Here is a 17,146-nt window from a genome sequence, read left to right as displayed (position 1 = left end):
TGTCGAAGGCAGCACCATGAAGAAGCTCATCAACGACGTCGAAACCATGCTGTCCGAATCGCTGGACGGCTTCGCGGCAGCGCACGCCGACATCGTGGCGTTGGGCGAGGCCGGCCAGTTCGTGCGCCGCCGCACGCCCAAGCCCGGCAAGGTGGCGCTGATCTCCGGCGGCGGCTCGGGGCACGAGCCGCTGCACACCGGCTTCGTCGGGCACGGCATGCTCGATGCGGCCTGCCCCGGCCAGATCTTCACCTCGCCGACGCCGGACCAGATGCTGGCAGCGGCGCAGTCGGTGGAGACCGGCGCGGGCGTGCTGTTCATCGTCAAGAACTACTCCGGCGACATGATGAACTTCCAGATGGCCGCGGAGATGGTCGACTGCGACAACGAGACGGTGGTGGTCAATGACGACGTGGCGGTGGAAAACTCCACCTACACCACCGGCCGCCGGGGCGTGGCCGGTACGCTGATCGTGGAGAAGATCCTCGGCGCCGCCGCCGAACGCGGCGACCCGCTGCGAAAGCTCAAGCAACTGGGCGACGCGGTGAACAAGGCGACCGCCTCCATGGGCGTCGCGCTCACCTCGTGCACCGTGCCGGCAGCAGGCAAGCCCACCTTCCAGATCGGCGGGGACGAGATGGAGATGGGGGTGGGCATCCACGGCGAGCCGGGCCGGCGGCGCATCAAGCTGGCGGGTGCCGACGACATCGCACATGAACTGACGGGGGCCATCCTGAAGGACCTGTCGCTCAAGGCCGGGCAGCAGGTGCTGCTGCTGGTCAATGGCTTCGGCGGCACGCCCATGCTGGAGCTCTACCTCATGGTCAATGCGGTGCACAAGGTTCTGGCCGGCCACCAGGTGAAGGTCGCGCGGCACCTCACCGGCTCCTATGTCACGTCGCTGGAAATGGCGGGCTGCTCGGTGACGGTGAGTGCGCTCGACGATGCGCAGCTCGCGCTGTGGGATGCGCCTGTCCATACCGCGGCGCTGCGGTGGGGCATGTGAAGGCGAATCGAGACCTGCAGGTCGGGGGCAAGAAAAAAGCCGCGGGCATTGCTGCTCGCGGCTGAAACCTATCCGAGGGGACAGGAGGAGACAAGGGGTGAACAGGCGGCGGCGTCAGCGGCCGGAGAGTCCCGAGGCGGTGTGACCCACCATCTCTTCCATCGCGCCGGCATACATCGCGCCGTTGGCGATGACCAGGACGAGAAGTGCGAGCGAGGTGAGTGCAGTCATGGGGAGCTCCTGTTCGATGACCGCGATCATAGGGTAAACCCTAATCCCCCTGGGCTGGAGTCGGGTTCCTATCCCGAACCCACCCATTCGTCCGGCGAAACCCGCCCGTCCTGAGCGCGCGCCGATCGTCCGACCGAGGCTCAGGGATCGCCCGCAGCCAGACCGTCCTCCGCCATGGCGCTGCCGCTCGCCCGCGCCCGGACGTCCCGCAGAGCCGACAGCAGATCCTCCACGTCCGCGGTGCGGAGGTCGCTCAAGGGACGATCGTCGAGATCGGTGACCGCGCTGATCTCGATCCGGTCCCGCCGATCCCAGGACAGGAACAGCTTGGCGCGCGGCCCGATCAGCGCCCACTCCTCCGGACGCGCCGTATGGTTGTTGTGCCCCGCCATGGCATGAAGGCCAGTCACGAGCGGCGTGTGATTCCGGACGGTGATTCCCATCGCCTGCAGCAACGCGGGCATGACGTGCGCGTGGGAGCTGATCGCGAGCGTGTGCCTTGGCTTCGCGCCGGGCGCCAGGATATAGAAGGGCACGTGGATCTGCCTTTCCCACATGCCGGCCGCGTGGGAGATTCGCCCGGACTCCATGACGTCCTCGCCGTGGTCCGCGGTGATGACGAGCACGGTCTTTTCCAGGTCGAGCATCGAGAGAAACCGGGCGAGCCAATCGTCGAGCTCATCGAGCGCGTTGAGGTAGCGGCTCTGGATCTCGCGCTTGTGGTCGGACGAATCCCAGCGCGAGTAGTCGTAGTCCTCGGCGACCTCGGGCTGGTTGCTCGAATAGGCCGCCTGGTGCTTGTAGGGCCAATGGGTGCCACCGTAGTAGACGAAGGCGAAGCGCCCGCCCGGCGAGCCATGCAGATAGGCGCGCAGGTCGTCGAGCATGGCCCAGTCGTCGACCGGCTCGGCCACCGGCTGGGAGAAATTGGCGGTGTAGTTTCCGATCTGCCCGAATACCGTGACGTCGGCGCCAAAGCGCTTCGTGCTGTAGCCGTGTTCGTTGAGCGCGGCAATGAACGGTGACTGCGGCCACTCGTTCCCCCCGTAGAAAAGCATGGGCTGGCCGTGCGTCAGGCCCAGGATGCCGTAGTGGGTCGCATCCCCGGTCGAGTAGTGGTTGTCCGAGACCACGGCCTTGCGCCGCATCTCGCGGAAGACGCGCAAGCGGCCTTCCGCCAGTCCCTTGTTCAATCCCTCGATGGCAAGAACGACGATGTTCGGCCGGCCGGACAGGGCCGGCAAGGCGGCGGCCAAGGGGTTGTCCCGGCGCGCATCCGGTCGGACCGGGCGGGCTGCATGAAGGCGCTCGTTCAGCGCCGCCATCTCGCTCCCGCTGCCCGAGAGCCTTGCGAGCGTGGTCGCGGTCGCGTTCGGGATGAGCGGATGGAAATCGAGCACGGCCTTCCACTGCGCGTGATTGCGCACCGCCATCGACCCGAGAACGATCGTGCACGCGAGCCCGGCCACCATGAGCGCCACCGCCCCGAGCATCAGATGGCGCCGATGCCGGAGCCTGCGAGGATGAGGCAGCTTCGTCGCGATCCAGACGGAAGCGAACGCGATGGCCGCAAGGCTCGCCGCATGGAACAGCAACTGTTTCGCCAGGCGGAGCTTGTCCGCCGCGCGCACCCCGGCGTGCCTTTCCCAGTCCTCGCCGAGGAAGATGCGGACTTCGTTGAGCCCGATGTGGCGAAACGAAAACTTGTACCAGGCGACGTCGAGTTCGAGCGCCATGATGGCGATGAGCCCGATGACCACGCCGGCAACCATGCCTCGCGCCGAAAAGGCCCGCCCGCGGAGCACGAGCGCCGGCAACGCCGCCATGGCCAGGAACGGGATCGCGCTGCACAGCGAGATCGCGAGGAATTCGGCATACGTCGGCTGCGCCCAGCCCCAGGCGCCGTGGCCATGGAAGATCACCCAGCGGAACCAGCGCACGACTGCGTTGACCGCGAAATACGCGCCGCAGAGCGCGATGAACACCAGCCAGCCCAGACGCCAGCGCGACGCGCTGGCGTCGATCTCTTCGAAATGAAACATTTAGTAGATTTTATGACAAAATTATTACTAATTGTTTCAAGCGTTCGCCTTTCGGACGCGTTCGGCGCGCTTGACGAGACCTGCAATGGGACTGGCGCCCGAGAGCCGCCGTGCCGTTGCCTGCGCGCGACTCAGCGCCTCCCGTCGCTGAAAGATTTGAAACCGCAGGTGCCCGCCTCCGATTGGCGCTGCACATTCGGTTGCGTAAGCGCCAACTACCAGTCGTGGGTGCCACTATTTTTGGCTTCCCCGGGGGCTTGGGCTCAGGCTCTCGTCAACTTTGACAGGTGAGGCTTTCATGATCGATCGACGCACCTTCGCGGCCTGCTGCCTGCTCGCCGTCCCCGCCGCGGCCTGCCTGGCGCAGTCCTACACCTCGGACCAGTATTTCGACAACCGCTGGTACGTCACGCCGTTCGGGACGTACATCAATGCGGACAGCAACCGCCATGCCGACAACGGCTGGGGCGGAGGCATCGCCATCGGCAAGCCGATCAGTCCCGCCTGGAACATCGAACTGCGCACCCAGTACGAGGAACTGGACGGCAAGTCCAGCGGCCCGCTCAGCGGCGACAAGTGGAAGATCTGGAGCGCCTCGCTCGACGCCCAATGGTTCTTCCTGGGCCGGCAGGGATTCCGCGTCTGGCAGTCGAACAGCGTCCAGCCGTATCTGGTGGGTGGCATCGGCGCGATCAACGACAAGGTCAACGGGCCGTTCCTCAACGAGAGCAAGACGGGCTTCATGGCCAACGTGGGCGCCGGCGTCGTGTGGCCGTTCTCCAACTGGGGACGCCTCGTCGGCGACATCCGCTACCGCTACGACGACAACAACAGGAACGGCGTCTTCTTCGACCAGGGCCACGCGAAGGACTGGCTGTTCACGGTGGGCCTGCAGATCCCGTTCGGGCCGCCTCCGGTGGTCGCGCAGGCGGCCGCGCCGTCGCCGCCTCCGGCCATGCCGCCACCCCCGCCGCCGCCACCTCCGCCGGTGCGCAAGTTCGAACTGTCGTCCAGCGGCACGTTCTTCTTCGACAAGGCGGAGCTGACGCCCACCGGCCGCAGCCGGGTCGACGGACTCGTCGAGGAACTGAAGACCTCGAACGCACGGCCAAGCTCGATCGTCGTCGTCGGCTACACCGACCCGCTCGGCAGCGCCGAACACAACCAGCGCCTGTCCGTGGCGCGGGCCAATGCGGTGCGCGACGAGATGGTGAGGGTCGGCGTGCCACCCAACGTGATCCAGACCGAAGGGCGCGGCGCGACGAACTTCAAGGTCACCGAAGCCGATTGCAAGGCCCAGGGAAAGGCCAGGAATCGCACCGCCCTCATCGCCTGCCTCGAGCCCAACCGGCGCGTCGAGATCACCGTGACCGGTCAGCAGGTGCAGTGACGGGCATCAGGGCCGGGCATCGGCCGCATAGGCCTTGCGCTGGCGCTCGCGGCTGTTGACGAGATGGATGCGCATCGCGGCGCGCGCGGCCTCCGGGTCGCGCCGCTCGATCGCGGCGTAGATGTCCTGGTGCTCCTGGTTCACCTTCTGGAGATGCTCGGTGCGCCGCTCGATGTCGAGCCACGACGAGGAGACCCGGGTGCGCGGAATGACGGCCAGCCCGAGCTGGCCCATCAGCTCGCCGTAGTAGCGGTTGCCCGCCGCCTGCGAGATCGCCATGTGGAAGCGGAAATCCGGCGCGACGGTGTCGCCGACCGTGGTCAGGTGACGCCCGAAATCCTCCAGCGCATCGCGCATCTCGCGCAACTGCTCGTCGGTGCGCCGCATGGCGGCAAGGCCCGCGGCGTCGGACTCGAGGCTCGCGCGCAGCTCCAGCACATCGAGCATGTCGGCGAAGCCGTCCAGCGAGGGCGACTCGACCTGGAAGCGGCTCTGCGGGGCGGCTTCCAGCGCGAAGGTGCCGATGCCGTGGAGCGTCTGGACCAGCCCCGCAGCGCCCAGCCGGGACAGCGCCTCCCGCACCACGCCGCGGCTGACGCCGAAGGCCTGCATGATTTCCGATTCGGTGGGGAGCCGTTCGCCGGGCTTGATCGCCCCGCTGCGCAGCTTGCCGGTGAATGCGGCCACCAGTTCATGCGCCAGGCCCCTGCCGTTCCGGCCGGCACGGGGGACTTGCGGGGTTGCAGCCTGCGCGTTGGCGCGCTGTTCCGGCAGGGAGGGTGGGATGTCCGACATCTCTGGATGATAGTTCGCAGGAATCGGTCCGAGCCGCTACAAAGGCCCGCTCCGCGTACGCGCTTTCCCGGTCCATGTCATCGGACATCCAATGATGATTCGGCGCCGAATTGCCAATGACGCTCCCAAATATTGGGGTAATCCCTATTCTTTGCGCCCCTTCGATCGACGATAGTCACGCCTAGTTGTCGGACAACCTACAACTAGCACCCAACAGGGATCGACCAGCGCCTGCCAACCTGATTCGAACACGGGGACAGCACAGGTCAGACATCTCACCCCACGCTTTGGAGATAACACATGAAGATCAAAGGCATCCGCTGGTGGATGGTCGGCCTGGTCACCGCCGGCCTGATCGTGAACTACCTCGCCCGCAACACCCTGTCGGTGGCCGCGCCGACGCTGATGAAGGACCTCGGCATCACCACCCAGCAGTACGCCTGGGTGGTGGTGTCCTGGCAGCTTTGCTATGCATTCATGCAGCCGGTCGCCGGCTATCTGCTCGACACGATCGGCACCAAGATCGGCTTCTTCGCCTTCGCGCTGGCCTGGTCGCTCGCTTGCGCCGCCGCCGCGTGGTCCACGGGCTGGCAAAGCCTCGCATTCTTCCGCGGCCTGCTCGGCCTGACCGAAGCCGCCGGGATCCCGGCCGGCGTCAAGGCCACCTCCGAATGGTTCCCGGCCAAGGAACGCTCGGTCGCCATCGGCTGGTTCAACATCGGCTCGTCCATCGGCGCGCTGCTCGCGCCGCCGCTGGTGGTATGGGCGCTGCTGCACGGGCAGTGGCAATGGGCCTTCGTGATCGTCGGCGTGCTGGGGATCGTCTGGAGCGTGATCTGGATGGCGCTGTACCGCCATCCGCGCGACCAGAAGCTGCTGTCCGACGCCGAGCGCGACCACATCGTCTCGGGCCAGGAAGCCAAGCACAGCGACGCCGGTGCGACCAAGCGCCGCTGGACCGAGATCATCAGGAGCCGCAACTTCTGGGCGATCGGCCTGCCCCGCATCCTCTCGGAACCCGCCTGGCAAACCTTCAACGCATGGATCCCGCTCTACATGATGACCGAGCGGCACATGAACCTGAAGGAGATCGCGATGTTCGCCTGGATGCCTTTCCTGGCCGCGGACATCGGCTGCATCCTCGGCGGCTACCTGAGCCCGTTCTTCCACAAGCACTTCAAGGTGTCGCTCTTCACGTCGCGCAAGATGGTCTTCGTCTTCGGGGCGCTGTGCATGGTCGGCCCGGCCAGCGTCGGCTTCGTGGCGAGCCCCTACACGGCGATCGCGCTGCTGTGCGTCGGCGGCTTCGCGCACCAGACGCTCTCGGGCGCGCTGTATTCGCTCACCTCCGACATGTTCGGCAAGAACGAAGTGGCAACCGCGACGGGCATGGGCGGCATGGCCGGCTACCTGGGCGCGGCGGCCTTCACGGCGCTGTTCGGCGTGCTGGTCACGCAGGTCGGCTACAGCCCGCTGTTCGTGGTGCTGGCGGTGCTGGATCTGGTCGCGGCCGGTGTCGTGTGGGTGCTGGCCACCAGCGGCGAGAAGACGCCTGCACGCAAGCTGCAGCAGCCCTTCGTTCCTGCTGCGGCGAAGTGACGCGATGGACATCCGGCTCGAAGCGGTCGCCAAGCCGCCCCTTTACATCACCATGCACGAGCGCGACAACGTCGCGATCGTGGCCAACGACAGCGGCCTGCCCGCGGGCACCGTCTTCCCCTCGGGCCTGACCCTGCGCGAGAAGGTGCCGCAGGCCCACAAGGTGTCATTGGTCGACATCCCCGAAGGCGGCGAAGTGCGGCGCTACAACGTCGCCATCGGCTACGCGCTCAAGGACATCCCCGCCGGCAGTTGGGTGCACGAGCGCCTGCTGAAGATGCCCGCCGCGCGCGAGCTCGAAGGCCTGCCCATCGCCACCGTCAAGCCGCCCGAGATGCCGCCGCTGGAGGGCTTCACCTTCGAGGGCTTCCGCAACCCGGACGGCTCGGCGGGCACGCGCAACATCCTCGCGATCACCCAGACGGTGCAGTGCGTGGCCGGCGTGACCGACTTCGCGGTGCAGCGCATCAAGAAGGAACTGCTGCCCCGGTTCCCCCACGTCGACGACGTGGTGGCGCTGGAGCACACCTACGGCTGCGGCGTGGCCATCGACGCGCCCGACGCGGTCGTGCCGATCCGCACGCTGCGCAACATCAGCCTGAACCCCAACTTCGGCGGCGAGGTGATGGTCATCAGCCTGGGCTGCGAGAAGCTGCAGCCCGAGCGGCTGCTGCCGCCGGGGAGCATCCCGCTGGTCGACGAGCGCAACGTGGCCGATGTGGGCGACAGCGCCGACAGCAAGCTCGACGTGGTGTGCCTGCAGGACGACGCGCACGTGGGCTTCATGTCGATGATCGAGTCGATCATGCGGCAGGCCGAGGAACACCTGGAGCGCCTGAACGCCCGACAGCGCGAGACCGTGCCCGCGAGCGAGCTCGTGGTGGGCGTGCAGTGCGGCGGCAGCGATGCGTTCTCGGGGGTCACGGCCAATCCGGCGGTGGGCTTTTGCACCGACCTGCTGGTGCGCGCGGGCGCGACCGTGATGTTCTCGGAGGTCACCGAGGTGCGCGACGGCATCGACCAGCTCACTTCGCGCGCGACGACGCCGGAGGTGGCAGACGCCATGATCCGCGAGATGGCCTGGTACGACGCGTACCTGGACAAGGGCCGCGTGGACCGCAGCGCCAACACGACGCCGGGCAACAAGAAGGGCGGGCTCTCGAACATCGTGGAGAAGGCGATGGGCTCGATCGTGAAGTCCGGAAGCGCCCCGATCTCGGGGGTGATCTCGCCGGGCGAGAAGGTCAGGCAGAAGGGCCTGATCTACGCGGCGACGCCGGCGAGCGATTTCATCTGCGGCACGCTGCAGGTGGCCGCGGGCATCAACCTGCATGTGTTCACGACCGGCCGCGGCACGCCCTACGGCCTTGCCGAAGTGCCGGTGATCAAGGTCGCCACGCGCAGCGATCTGGCGCGGCGCTGGCACGACCTGATGGATGTGAACGCGGGCCGCATCGCCGATGGCGAAGTGACCATCGAGGAGGTGGGCTGGGAGCTGTTCCGTCTCATGCTCGACGTGGCCAGCGGCAGGAAGAAGACCTGGGCCGAGCAGTGGAAGCTGCACAACGCGCTGGTGCTGTTCAATCCGGCGCCGGTGACCTGAACGCGCCCGCGCTTGTCGCGCCGCGCAATCGCGTGTAGCTTGCCCACTCCCTCAGGAGACGACATGGACGAGACGCTGAAGAACGAACTTGAAATCCGCAGAATGATCGAGCGCTGGGCCGTCTGGCGCGACGCCGGCGACTGGGAACGTTTCGCGACCGTCTGGCACCCGGACGGCGTGATGATGGCGACCTGGTTCCAGGGCCCCTTCGCGGACTTCATCCGCGTCACGAAGGAAGGTTGGGCCAAGGGCGTGAGCATCCTTCACTTCCTCGGCGGCTCGGCAATCGACATCGCGGGCGATCGCGCCATCGCGCAAACCAAGATGACGATCTCGCAGCGCGGCCAGGTCGACGGCGTGCTGTGCGACGTGGTGTGTACCGGCCGCTTCCATGACTTCGTCGTGCGCCACGAAGGCCAATGGAAGCTGCTGCACCGCCAGCCGATCTACGAGAAGGACCGCATCGACCCGGTGGACCCATCCGCGACGGTGATGCTCGACCAGGCCGCGCTGGCCACGATGCCCGAAGGCTATCGCCACCTTGCATTGATCCAGACGCGCATCGGCTACACGGTGAAGATGGACATGCCCATGTTGAAGGGCGACGCGGTGCAGGACCTCTACCGCCGCGGCGCCGCGTGGCTTGGCGGCGGCGCGCTGGAACGCTGAACGCGGCGTCGCGGGCAACCGTGCGCAACCTCGATCAGGACAACATCACCCCGGCGAATCAATCGCCATCGAATCCGAAGAGGCGTCGCGGCGACTCGTACAGGATCGATGCGCGCGCGCCCTCGTCCGGCACGAGCTTCATGAAGAGCGCGAGCAGGGGCCCGTAGTCCAGCCGGCGCACGGCCCGCAGGTGCGGCCAGTCCGACGCCCACAGGCAATGCGCCGGCCCGAAATGCGCCAGAAGCGCCCGACTGAACGGCAGCACGTCGTCGAAGGGGAAGCGCTCGAGCGAGAACTTGTCGTAGCCCGAGAGCTTCACGTAGGCGCGCGCGGTTTCCGCGAGCGCGAGCAGCGCCTGGAATCCCGCGCCGCCCACGCCGGCCCGGATGTCGGGGCGGCCATGGTGGTCCACCAGGATGCGCGCGCCGCAATCGCGCAGACGCGCCCCGAGACCCACCATCTGGTCGCCCTGCACCTGCACCTGCACGAACATGCCCTGCTGCGCCAATCGATCCCACAGGGCGTCGTAGGCGTCGTAGTACGCCTCGCCCAGCATCGCGAAGTTGTGCGCGGCGCCGACGATGCCTTGCGCCTTGAAGTCCTGCAACTGCGCGATGGACGCATCGGGCGGCAGGATCGCGACGCCCTTGAAGCGGCCCCTGCCCTGCCGGATCGCGTCGAGCATGCAGGCGTTGTCGGCGTCGTACCCCGAGTTGGGCTGGACGAGCAGCGCGTGCCGCACGCCGTACACGTCCAGCACCGCTTCGAAGTACCGGGCCGTGCCGGTCTCCCCGCCTGAAGGGTGGTAGGCCGCACCGGCCGAATAGGGAAAGCGGTCCGGATCGAAGACGTGGCAGTGACAGTCAATCTTGGGCTGGCCGAAGATGTCTGCTTGGATGTTCATCGGCCGGACGATACAGGCTTCGGACGCGGGCGACGCGCGGCGTGGCCGAGCTTGCGACGCGCCTGTGCGCCGATCGCGCGCACCATCTGGCGCACGAAGTCCTGCACCAGCGGCGGCAGGGTGCGGCCCTCGAGCGACAGCGCCTGCAAGCGCCGCTGCTGCAGCATCGGCTCGGCGAAAGGCCGCGCCACCACCGCGCCCGCCTCGATCAGGTGCGACACGGTGAGCTGGCCGGACAGCATGATGTCGCGCTCGCGCAGCAGCGGCAGCATCACGGAAGAGAAGTTGCTGACGAAGAGCGCCCGGTACTGCAGCCCCTGTGCGCTGCACGCCAGGTCGAGCAACTGGCGCGCCGTCACGCCCGGGCTGCCCACCAGCAGCGGGAAGCGCACCGCCTGGGCCAGCTCCACCTGGCGGCCGCGCGCCAGCGGATGGGCGGGCAGCATCACGGCCAGCACCGGGGCGGGCGCGACATGTTCCACGCGCAGGCCCGCTTCCGGCGCCACCACGTACTTCAGGCCGATGTCCGATTCGCCGCGCAAGAGCCGCTGGCTCACCTCCTCGGGCGAACCCACATGCAGCTCGATGCCTGCCGCCGGGTGCGCCGCCTGGAAGTCGCGCATGAGGGCCTGCATGAAGCCGCTCGCGAAACCTTCGGTGCAGCACACCCGGACGCGGCCCGCGGCCTGGCCGCCGAGGCTGCGCACCTCCTCGAGGACATGGTCCGCATCGAGCACCGTGTTGCGAAGGTGCCCCGCCAGCCGCTGCCCGGCGGCGGTGAGCACCATGCCCTGGCGGTTGCGCTCGAAGAGCGGCGTGCCCAGGCTGTCTTCGAGTTTCGCGACCTGCCGGCTGACGGCCGAGGCCGCCACGAACAGCCGCGCGGCCGCCTGGTTCACGGAGCCGGCCTGCGCCACTTCCATGAAGTAGCGCATCGGAATGCTGAGCAGCGACTGGGGCATCGGGGTCTGGCGTTGCCTTCAAGGCAATGCCAGTATGCCAAAACGATAGCGCCGGCAATGCCGATCTGGCCTTCTACTTGCGTGATTCCCCGCGATGAGAACCCTCCCCATGGACCGACACGATGCCCTTGCCCTGGCCGGCGCCTACTTCGACGGCGGCCGCTTCTTCGACGACCTCTCGCGCCGCGTGGCGCTGCGCACCGAGAGCGACACCGGCAGCGTCCCGCCGGCGCTCGCGCACTACCTGGAGGACGAGCTGGTGCCGCGACTCGCGCCGCTCGGCTTCGAGTGCGAGATCGTCGCCAACCCGGTGCCCGACGGCGGGCCCTTCCTGATCGCGCGGCGCGTGGAAGGCCCGCGCCTGCCCACCGTGCTGAGCTACGGCCACGGCGACGTGGTGAGCGGGCAGGACGCGCTCTGGCGCGATGGACTGTCGCCCTGGCAGCTGGTGGCCCGGGGCGAGCGCTGGTACGGCCGCGGCACCGCGGACAACAAGGGCCAGCACACCATCGCGCTCGGCGCGCTCGAAGCCGCACTGAAGGCCCGCGACGGACGCCTCGGCTACAACATCACCTGGCTCATCGAGATGGGCGAGGAAGCGGCTTCCCCCGGCCTCGAAGCGGTGTGCGCGCTGCGCCGCCACGATCTCGCGGCCGATCTCTTCATCGCGAGCGACGGGCCGCGCGTGCGCGCCTCGCATCCCACGCTCTTCCTCGGCTCGCGCGGCGCGGTCAACTTCACGCTGCGGCTCAAGGCGCGCGAGCGCGGCTATCACTCGGGCAACTGGGGCGGGGTGCTCAGCAATCCTGCGACGGTGCTCGCGCATGCGGTCGCCACGCTGGTGGATGCGCGCGGACGCATCCTCGTCGACGCGCTGCGTCCGCCGCCGATGAGCGAGGCCCTGCGCCGCGCGGTCGCAAGGCTCCCGATCGGCGGCGGGGCCGACGATCCCGAGCTGAGCGCGAATTGGGGCGAGCCGGGCCTCACGCCGGCCGAGCGCCTCGTGGGATGGAACACGCTCGAAGTCCTGGCACTGGGCGCCGGTGCGCCGCAGCGTCCGGTCAACGCGATCCCCGCGGAGGCGGTCGCGCATTGCCAGCTGCGATTCGTGGTGGGAACGCCGTGGGAGGATCTCGCGCGCATCGTGCGCCAGCACCTGGCCGCGCACGGCTTCGGCCAGGTGGAGGTGGAAGTCACGCTCAGCGGCGCGGCCACGCGGCTCGACCTCGACAACCCCTGGGTCGGCTGGGCGCTGCGCTCCATGGAGGCCAGCAGCGGGCAGTCGCCCGACCTGCTGCCCAACCTCGCCGGTTCGCTGCCCAACGACATCTTCGCGCGCGTGCTGGGCCTGCCGACGCTCTGGGTGCCGCATTCGTACCCGGCGTGCGCGCAGCATGCGCCGCACGAGCACCTGCGTGCGCCGCTGGCGCGCGAAGGGCTCCAGGTGATGGCCGGCCTCTACTGGGACCTCGGCGAGCCCGACGCCCCCTGGCGCGAGGGCGCGCTGGCCGCCCTCGCCTGAAGCCGCATCCCTCTCACTCACTCACAGCAACAGAAACCGGAGCCTTTCCCGATGATGAACAAGCGGCACTTCCTCCAGACGCTCGCACTCGCCGCCACCTTGCTCGGCCCAGCCATGACGACGGCTCAGGCGCAGGAGGCCTGGCCCACAAAGCCGATCCGCCTCGTCGTGCCTTTCCCGCCGGGCGGCGGCACCGACCTCGTGGCGCGCGCGCTGGGGCAGAAGCTGGGCGAGCGGCTCAAGCAGCCGGTGGTGATCGACAACCGCCCCGGCGCTTCGACCATCATCGGCACCGATGCGGTGGCCAAGGCGGCGCCGGACGGCTACACGCTGCTGCTGTCGGGCTCCACGAGCTTCACCGTCAATCCGGCGCTGCGCGCGAAGCTGCCCTACGAGCCGATGCGCGACCTCGCGCCGATCGCCATCGTCGCGCGCACGCCGCTGGTGCTGGTGGTGGCGCAGAACGCGCCCTGGAAGACGGTGGACCAGCTCGTCGCTGCCGCCAAGGCCAAGCCGCAGGGCATCCGCTACGCGACCTTCGGCACCGGTTCGGGCCCGCATCTCGCGGGCGAGCTGTTCGCGCTCGCGGCCGGCATCAAGCTCCAGGACATCCCCTACAAGGGCAGCGCGCAGAGCACGCTCGCGGCCATCAGCGGCGAGATCGACATCGACATCGACACCGTGGCCACCGTGGCGCCCCACATCCAGGCCGGCAAGCTGCGCGCACTGGGCATCGTGGGCGCGAGCCGCTCCAGCCTGCTGCCGGACGTGAAGACGCTGGCCGAGCAGAAGCTGCCCGATGCGACCTTCGACGCCTGGTACGGCTTCGCCGCCCCTGCGAAGACGCCCGCGCCGGTGGTGGAGCGCCTCGCGCGCGAACTCACCGCGGTGATGGCCGACCCCGCCCTGCAGGCGCAGTTGAAGGCGCAGGGAATGGAGCCCGCCGCCATCGGCGCCGCCGCGTTCCGCAGCCAGATGGAGAGCGAGATCGCACGCTACCGTGCGCTCGCGCACCGCGCCGGCATCGCGATGGAGTAGCCGGCGCAGTCGTCAGGCAGGCTTCGGCGAAGCGGTGCCCGCGGCGCCGGGCTTGCGCAGCATCTTGTCGACGTCGGCCGCATGCAGTTCCTCGGCATGGATCATCTGCCGCGCGAACTCCTCCAGCGCGACCGACCTGCCTTCCACGAGCGACAGCAGCTCGCGGTAGAGCGCCAGTGCGCGAAGCTCGGTCTCGAGCGACTCGCGCAGCATGGCGCCGATGTCGGTCTGGTGCGAGTCGAGCAGCGGGCCGATCGCCAGCGAAGGGTAGTCGCCCAGCGTGGTGATCCACTCGCCCACCTGCTGCGCGTGCAGCAGCGATTCGGTGGCCTGTTCGCGCAGCCACGAAACGATGGGGATGCGGCCGAAGCCGAACACCAGGAACGAGTAGTGCGTGTAGCGCACCACCCCGGCGAGTTCGGCCTCGAGCAGGCGATTGAGCACGGAGACGACCTTCGCTTGATCGAGCTGTTCCATGTCGGCGCTCCCGAAAAGGGGGAGCGAATTATGCGCCGCGAGGGCGCGGCGTTGCCAGCCGCAGCGGCAAGGGCCGCGACAATCGCACCATGCTCACCCTCACCCGCCTGACGATCCAGCGCGCCAGGAAGGAGCGTCTGCCCCAGGTCGCCGGGAGCCTGACGTTCACGACCCTGCTCTCCATCGTGCCGCTGCTCGCGGCGTGCCTTGCGCTGCTCACGCACTTCCCCTTCTTCAGGCAGCTCAAGGAAGCGCTCCAGCAGTTGCTGCTCGTCAAGCTGCTGCCGGCGGACATCGCCCGCACCGTGCTCAAGTACCTCACGCATTTCGCCGCCAACGCGAGCGGGCTGACCTGGATCGGGTCGATCTTCCTGCTCGTCACCGCGGTGGCGATGCTGCTGACGGTCGAGAACGCGCTCAACCAGATGTGGCAGGTGCGCAAGAACAGGCCCTTCTTGAAGCGGGTCGGCCTGTACCTGCTGATGATCGCCGTGGGGCCGCTCGTCGTGGGCCTGAGCCTGTGGGCGTCGTCGTACCTGCTGGGCGCATCGATGGGCCTGATCGGCACGCTGCCGCGCGCGCTCGCCTTCGTGCTCGATCTCGGTCCGTTCCTGCTCGGGGCCGTCGCGCTGACGAGCCTGTTCTACCTGGTTCCGAACACCCAGGTGCGCCTGCTCGACGCGGTCGCGGGCGGGCTGCTGGCCAGTGCGGCATTCGAGCTCGGCAAGCGCGGCTTCACCGCCTATCTCGTCAAGGTCCCGACCTACAAGGCGCTCTACGGGGGCTTCGCCGCCCTGCCGCTCCTTCTGCTGTGGGTCTATTTCTCGTGGCTGGTGACGCTGGTCGCGGCGATGATGACCGCCAACCTCGCGCTTTCGCGGCGACGGCCCGCGGGTACTCCAAGACGCAGCACGGGACGCCCGAGCTAAGCCTCGGTCGGGCCGCAGAGCCTTTGGGGCCCCGTCGCGGCGCGGCTATTGGATCGCAGCGGGCCGGTTCACACGTGAAGGGCGCTCCCTCGTGACCCAGTTGAACAGCGGCGTGGCCATCAATGTGCTGAGGATCGCCATCAGCACGAGGATGGCGAACAGCCCCGGCTCGATGACGCCGGCCTGCAACCCGATGTTGATGATGATCAGCTCCATCAATCCGCGCGCGTTCATGAGCGCGCCGATCGCCATCGCGTCGCGGTTGCTCTCGCCCGTCAGGCGCGCGGCGCCCCAGCAGGCGATGCCCTTGCCGGCAAACGATGCCAGCAGGATGGCGATGGCGGCCAGCAGCAGCGCGGGCTGCATGACCATGTCGAGCCGCGTGTTCAGCCCCGAATAGGTGAAGAACATCGGCAGGAAGAACAGCACGACGAACGGCTGCAGCTGCTCGCGCAGCTTCTGCGTGAGCACGCCCTTGGGCAGCGAGGCGCCGAGCAGGAAGCCACCGAAGACAGCGTGGATGCCGATCGCGTCCATCGCCCAGGCGCCCAGGCAGAACAGGATGAGCACGGCACCCAGCACGGGGGTCGGCAGCGGCTGGTCCGCAGACAGGTTGCGCCCCAGCCGGCGCAGCCAGCGCGAGCCGACGAACACCATGAACAACGCATAGCCGGCGCCGCCCGCGATCGCGATCCACGCACCGCCCCAGGCACCGCTGAAGCTCGCCAGCACGACGGCCAGGATGCACCACGCGGCCGCATCGTCGAAGGCGCCGGCCGTCAGCGCCAGGGTGCCCAGCGACGTGCCGGAGAGTCCGCGCTCGTGAATGATGCGCGCGAGCATCGGAAAGGCGGTGATCGCGATCGCCGCGCCCAGGAACAGCGTGGCCTCGAAAAGGCGCGCCTTCTCGGCGAACAGGCCGGGCACCGAATGCAGCCACGGCGTGAGCGCGAAGGCGAGCCCGAACGGCACGAGGATGCCGGCCATCGACACCGAGACGGCGCTGCGCGCGCGCTCCCGGAAGTGATCGGCCCGGAACTCGGTACCGACCAGGAACATGTACATCCCGACGCCGAGCTGCCCGGCCACGTAGAGCACGCCCAGCGTGGGCTTCGGGAAGAGCGCCTGCTGCAGTTGCGGAAAGAGCAGGCCGAAGAGCGAAGGGCCGAGCATCACGCCGGCGATCATTTCTCCCACCACCTGGGGCTGCCCGAGCCTCTGGGCGAGTCGCCCGACCACGCGGCAGGCCAGCAGGATGAATGCAGCCTGCAGGAAGAAGTAGACGGAGAGCTGTGCGGTAGGCATCGGGGTCGGGTCGGAATCGAGCCCGACATTATCTTCGTGCGATGCGCTGCTCAGTCGACCAGCGTGGGCAACTCTGCAGCCGCGAGGCGATTCGCCTCCCTGCGACCGACGCCCAAGGCGATCAACATGAGTTCGGCAGTTTCCGAGCCGGCATCGCGCCACGTGCGATGCCCCTCCAGCACCGGGTACATCGCGGCCAGGACGGCGCCGGTCAACATGCCCAGCACGCTGGGCAGTTGCTCGGTGCGGATCTTGTAGCGACCGCTCTCGATGCCGTCCCGAAGATTCCGGACCGGATCGGTGGCCCACAGCGCCTGCATGGAGGCATTGCTGAAGCCGAACCGGTTCATGAAGCGGCCCCAATCGGGCTCGTCGTGCGCGCGGCGGATGTACAGGCGAATGCCATGCGCCATGCGCTGCGCCGGGTCCTTCTCGCTGCCGAGGCTGCGCTCCACGCGCTCGGCCATCTCGCCCACCAGTTGGGCGGCCACCTTCTCGAACAGCCCTTCGGTATCCCCGACGTTGTTGTAGATGGTGCCGCGTGCGACGCCGGCGGCCGCAGCCAGTTCGCTGACGCTGACGCGGGTCGCGCCGAGATCGGCAAAGAGCTTGGTGGCAGCGGCACGGATGCGCTTTTGTGCCGCGTTGCGAGGTTCGTCGGGAAGAGGCATCGG

15 protein-coding genes are annotated in these 17,146 nt (G+C 68.2%); 8 read left to right on the top strand and 7 right to left on the bottom strand.

The genetic code is table 11. The features are described 5' to 3' along the window. Positions 1–16 precede the first annotated feature (16 nt). Positions 17–1,006 (top strand): dihydroxyacetone kinase subunit DhaK, encoded by a 990-nt coding sequence (dhaK, locus tag WKW77_RS17575; RefSeq protein ID WP_340358139.1) that lies wholly within the window; start codon positions 17–19, stop codon positions 1,004–1,006. A gap of 371 nt (positions 1,007–1,377) precedes the next feature. Here dhaK and WKW77_RS17570 read toward each other — a convergent pair whose 3' ends face one another. Beyond that, entirely contained in the window at positions 1,378–3,279 is a 1,902-nt protein-coding gene (locus WKW77_RS17570; protein WP_340358138.1) for a sulfatase-like hydrolase/transferase, read from the bottom strand. A gap of 298 nt (positions 3,280–3,577) precedes the next feature. On the opposite strand from WKW77_RS17570, the gene WKW77_RS17565 reads away from it, so the two are divergent. After that, positions 3,578–4,669 (top strand): OmpA family protein, encoded by a 1,092-nt coding sequence (locus WKW77_RS17565; protein WP_340358137.1) that lies wholly within the window; start codon positions 3,578–3,580, stop codon positions 4,667–4,669. Positions 4,670–4,675: 6 nt separating this feature from the next. Here WKW77_RS17565 and WKW77_RS17560 read toward each other — a convergent pair whose 3' ends face one another. Continuing rightward, positions 4,676–5,464: a FadR/GntR family transcriptional regulator gene (locus WKW77_RS17560; protein WP_340358136.1), complete on the bottom strand. Its 789-nt coding sequence runs from the start codon at positions 5,462–5,464 to the stop codon at positions 4,676–4,678. A 300-nt stretch (positions 5,465–5,764) separates the two neighbouring features. Between WKW77_RS17560 and WKW77_RS17555 the strand changes: the two genes are divergently transcribed. The 3 genes from WKW77_RS17555 to WKW77_RS17545 all read left to right on the top strand — a co-directional run bounded on the left by WKW77_RS17555 (position 5,765) and on the right by WKW77_RS17545 (position 9,335). Next, the gene (locus WKW77_RS17555) at positions 5,765–7,063 is read left to right on the top strand and encodes an MFS transporter (RefSeq protein WP_340358135.1); all 1,299 of its coding nucleotides are present in this window, start codon (positions 5,765–5,767) and stop codon (positions 7,061–7,063) included. A gap of 4 nt (positions 7,064–7,067) precedes the next feature. Then, positions 7,068–8,666: a galactarate dehydratase gene (garD, locus tag WKW77_RS17550; protein ID WP_340358134.1), complete on the top strand. Its 1,599-nt coding sequence runs from the start codon at positions 7,068–7,070 to the stop codon at positions 8,664–8,666. 63 nt (positions 8,667–8,729) lie between these two features. Next, the gene (locus WKW77_RS17545) at positions 8,730–9,335 is read left to right on the top strand and encodes a nuclear transport factor 2 family protein (protein ID WP_340358133.1); all 606 of its coding nucleotides are present in this window, start codon (positions 8,730–8,732) and stop codon (positions 9,333–9,335) included. Positions 9,336–9,393: 58 nt separating this feature from the next. Here WKW77_RS17545 and WKW77_RS17540 read toward each other — a convergent pair whose 3' ends face one another. Together WKW77_RS17540 and WKW77_RS17535 are read right to left on the bottom strand one after the other, a co-directional pair. After that, positions 9,394–10,239, bottom strand: coding sequence for an amidohydrolase family protein (locus WKW77_RS17540; RefSeq protein ID WP_340358132.1), 846 nt, complete (start codon positions 10,237–10,239; stop codon positions 9,394–9,396). Then, complete coding sequence (locus WKW77_RS17535) at positions 10,236–11,201, bottom strand: LysR family transcriptional regulator (protein ID WP_340358131.1); 966 nt, start codon at positions 11,199–11,201, stop codon at positions 10,236–10,238. Before WKW77_RS17535 ends, WKW77_RS17540 begins: the two co-directional genes overlap by 4 nt. A gap of 109 nt (positions 11,202–11,310) precedes the next feature. Here WKW77_RS17535 and WKW77_RS17530 point away from each other — a divergent pair, with 109 nt between their 5' ends. Both WKW77_RS17530 and WKW77_RS17525 read left to right on the top strand, forming a co-directional pair. Continuing rightward, positions 11,311–12,723: a M20 family metallopeptidase gene (locus tag WKW77_RS17530; RefSeq protein WP_340358130.1), complete on the top strand. Its 1,413-nt coding sequence runs from the start codon at positions 11,311–11,313 to the stop codon at positions 12,721–12,723. A gap of 114 nt (positions 12,724–12,837) precedes the next feature. After that, positions 12,838–13,761: a Bug family tripartite tricarboxylate transporter substrate binding protein gene (locus WKW77_RS17525; RefSeq protein WP_422823222.1), complete on the top strand. Its 924-nt coding sequence runs from the start codon at positions 12,838–12,840 to the stop codon at positions 13,759–13,761. 12 nt (positions 13,762–13,773) lie between these two features. Here WKW77_RS17525 and WKW77_RS17520 read toward each other — a convergent pair whose 3' ends face one another. Then, a complete protein-coding gene (locus WKW77_RS17520; RefSeq protein ID WP_340358128.1) occupies positions 13,774–14,238 on the bottom strand; it encodes a ferritin-like domain-containing protein in 465 nt (154 codons plus the stop codon). Between the two features lie 89 nt (positions 14,239–14,327). On the opposite strand from WKW77_RS17520, the gene WKW77_RS17515 reads away from it, so the two are divergent. After that, a complete protein-coding gene (locus WKW77_RS17515) occupies positions 14,328–15,167 on the top strand; it encodes a YihY family inner membrane protein (RefSeq protein ID WP_340358127.1) in 840 nt (279 codons plus the stop codon). Between the two features lie 45 nt (positions 15,168–15,212). Here the strand turns inward: WKW77_RS17515 and WKW77_RS17510 are convergent, their stop codons facing one another. Beyond that, the gene (locus tag WKW77_RS17510) at positions 15,213–16,472 is read right to left on the bottom strand and encodes a cation:proton antiporter (protein ID WP_340358126.1); all 1,260 of its coding nucleotides are present in this window, start codon (positions 16,470–16,472) and stop codon (positions 15,213–15,215) included. 50 nt (positions 16,473–16,522) lie between these two features. After that, entirely contained in the window at positions 16,523–17,143 is a 621-nt protein-coding gene (locus WKW77_RS17505; protein WP_340358125.1) for a TetR/AcrR family transcriptional regulator, read from the bottom strand. Positions 17,144–17,146: the final 3 nt, after the last annotated feature.

Origin of the sequence: Variovorax ureilyticus, assembly GCF_037889935.1 — a bacterium.
Taxonomy (GTDB): Bacteria; Pseudomonadota; Gammaproteobacteria; order Burkholderiales; family Burkholderiaceae_C; genus Variovorax; species Variovorax ureilyticus.
This window is presented reverse-complemented; position numbering and strand designations above follow the sequence as displayed.

Excerpts from the sequence above, each read along its gene's own strand:
- dhaK (WP_340358139.1), top strand. The coding sequence starts at position 17 with ATGAAGAAGCTCATCAACGACGTCGAAACCATGCTGTCCGAATCGCTG.
- WKW77_RS17570 (WP_340358138.1), bottom strand. The coding sequence starts at position 3,279 with ATGTTTCATTTCGAAGAGATCGACGCCAGCGCGTCGCGCTGGCGTCTG.
- WKW77_RS17565 (WP_340358137.1), top strand. The coding sequence starts at position 3,578 with ATGATCGATCGACGCACCTTCGCGGCCTGCTGCCTGCTCGCCGTCCCC.
- WKW77_RS17560 (WP_340358136.1), bottom strand. The coding sequence starts at position 5,464 with ATGTCGGACATCCCACCCTCCCTGCCGGAACAGCGCGCCAACGCGCAG.
- WKW77_RS17555 (WP_340358135.1), top strand. The coding sequence starts at position 5,765 with ATGAAGATCAAAGGCATCCGCTGGTGGATGGTCGGCCTGGTCACCGCC.
- garD (WP_340358134.1), top strand. The coding sequence starts at position 7,068 with ATGGACATCCGGCTCGAAGCGGTCGCCAAGCCGCCCCTTTACATCACC.
- WKW77_RS17545 (WP_340358133.1), top strand. The coding sequence starts at position 8,730 with ATGGACGAGACGCTGAAGAACGAACTTGAAATCCGCAGAATGATCGAG.
- WKW77_RS17540 (WP_340358132.1), bottom strand. The coding sequence starts at position 10,239 with ATGAACATCCAAGCAGACATCTTCGGCCAGCCCAAGATTGACTGTCAC.
- WKW77_RS17535 (WP_340358131.1), bottom strand. The coding sequence starts at position 11,201 with ATGCCCCAGTCGCTGCTCAGCATTCCGATGCGCTACTTCATGGAAGTG.
- WKW77_RS17530 (WP_340358130.1), top strand. The coding sequence starts at position 11,311 with ATGGACCGACACGATGCCCTTGCCCTGGCCGGCGCCTACTTCGACGGC.
- WKW77_RS17525 (WP_422823222.1), top strand. The coding sequence starts at position 12,838 with ATGACGACGGCTCAGGCGCAGGAGGCCTGGCCCACAAAGCCGATCCGC.
- WKW77_RS17520 (WP_340358128.1), bottom strand. The coding sequence starts at position 14,238 with ATGGAACAGCTCGATCAAGCGAAGGTCGTCTCCGTGCTCAATCGCCTG.
- WKW77_RS17515 (WP_340358127.1), top strand. The coding sequence starts at position 14,328 with ATGCTCACCCTCACCCGCCTGACGATCCAGCGCGCCAGGAAGGAGCGT.
- WKW77_RS17510 (WP_340358126.1), bottom strand. The coding sequence starts at position 16,472 with ATGCCTACCGCACAGCTCTCCGTCTACTTCTTCCTGCAGGCTGCATTC.
- WKW77_RS17505 (WP_340358125.1), bottom strand. The coding sequence starts at position 17,143 with ATGCCTCTTCCCGACGAACCTCGCAACGCGGCACAAAAGCGCATCCGT.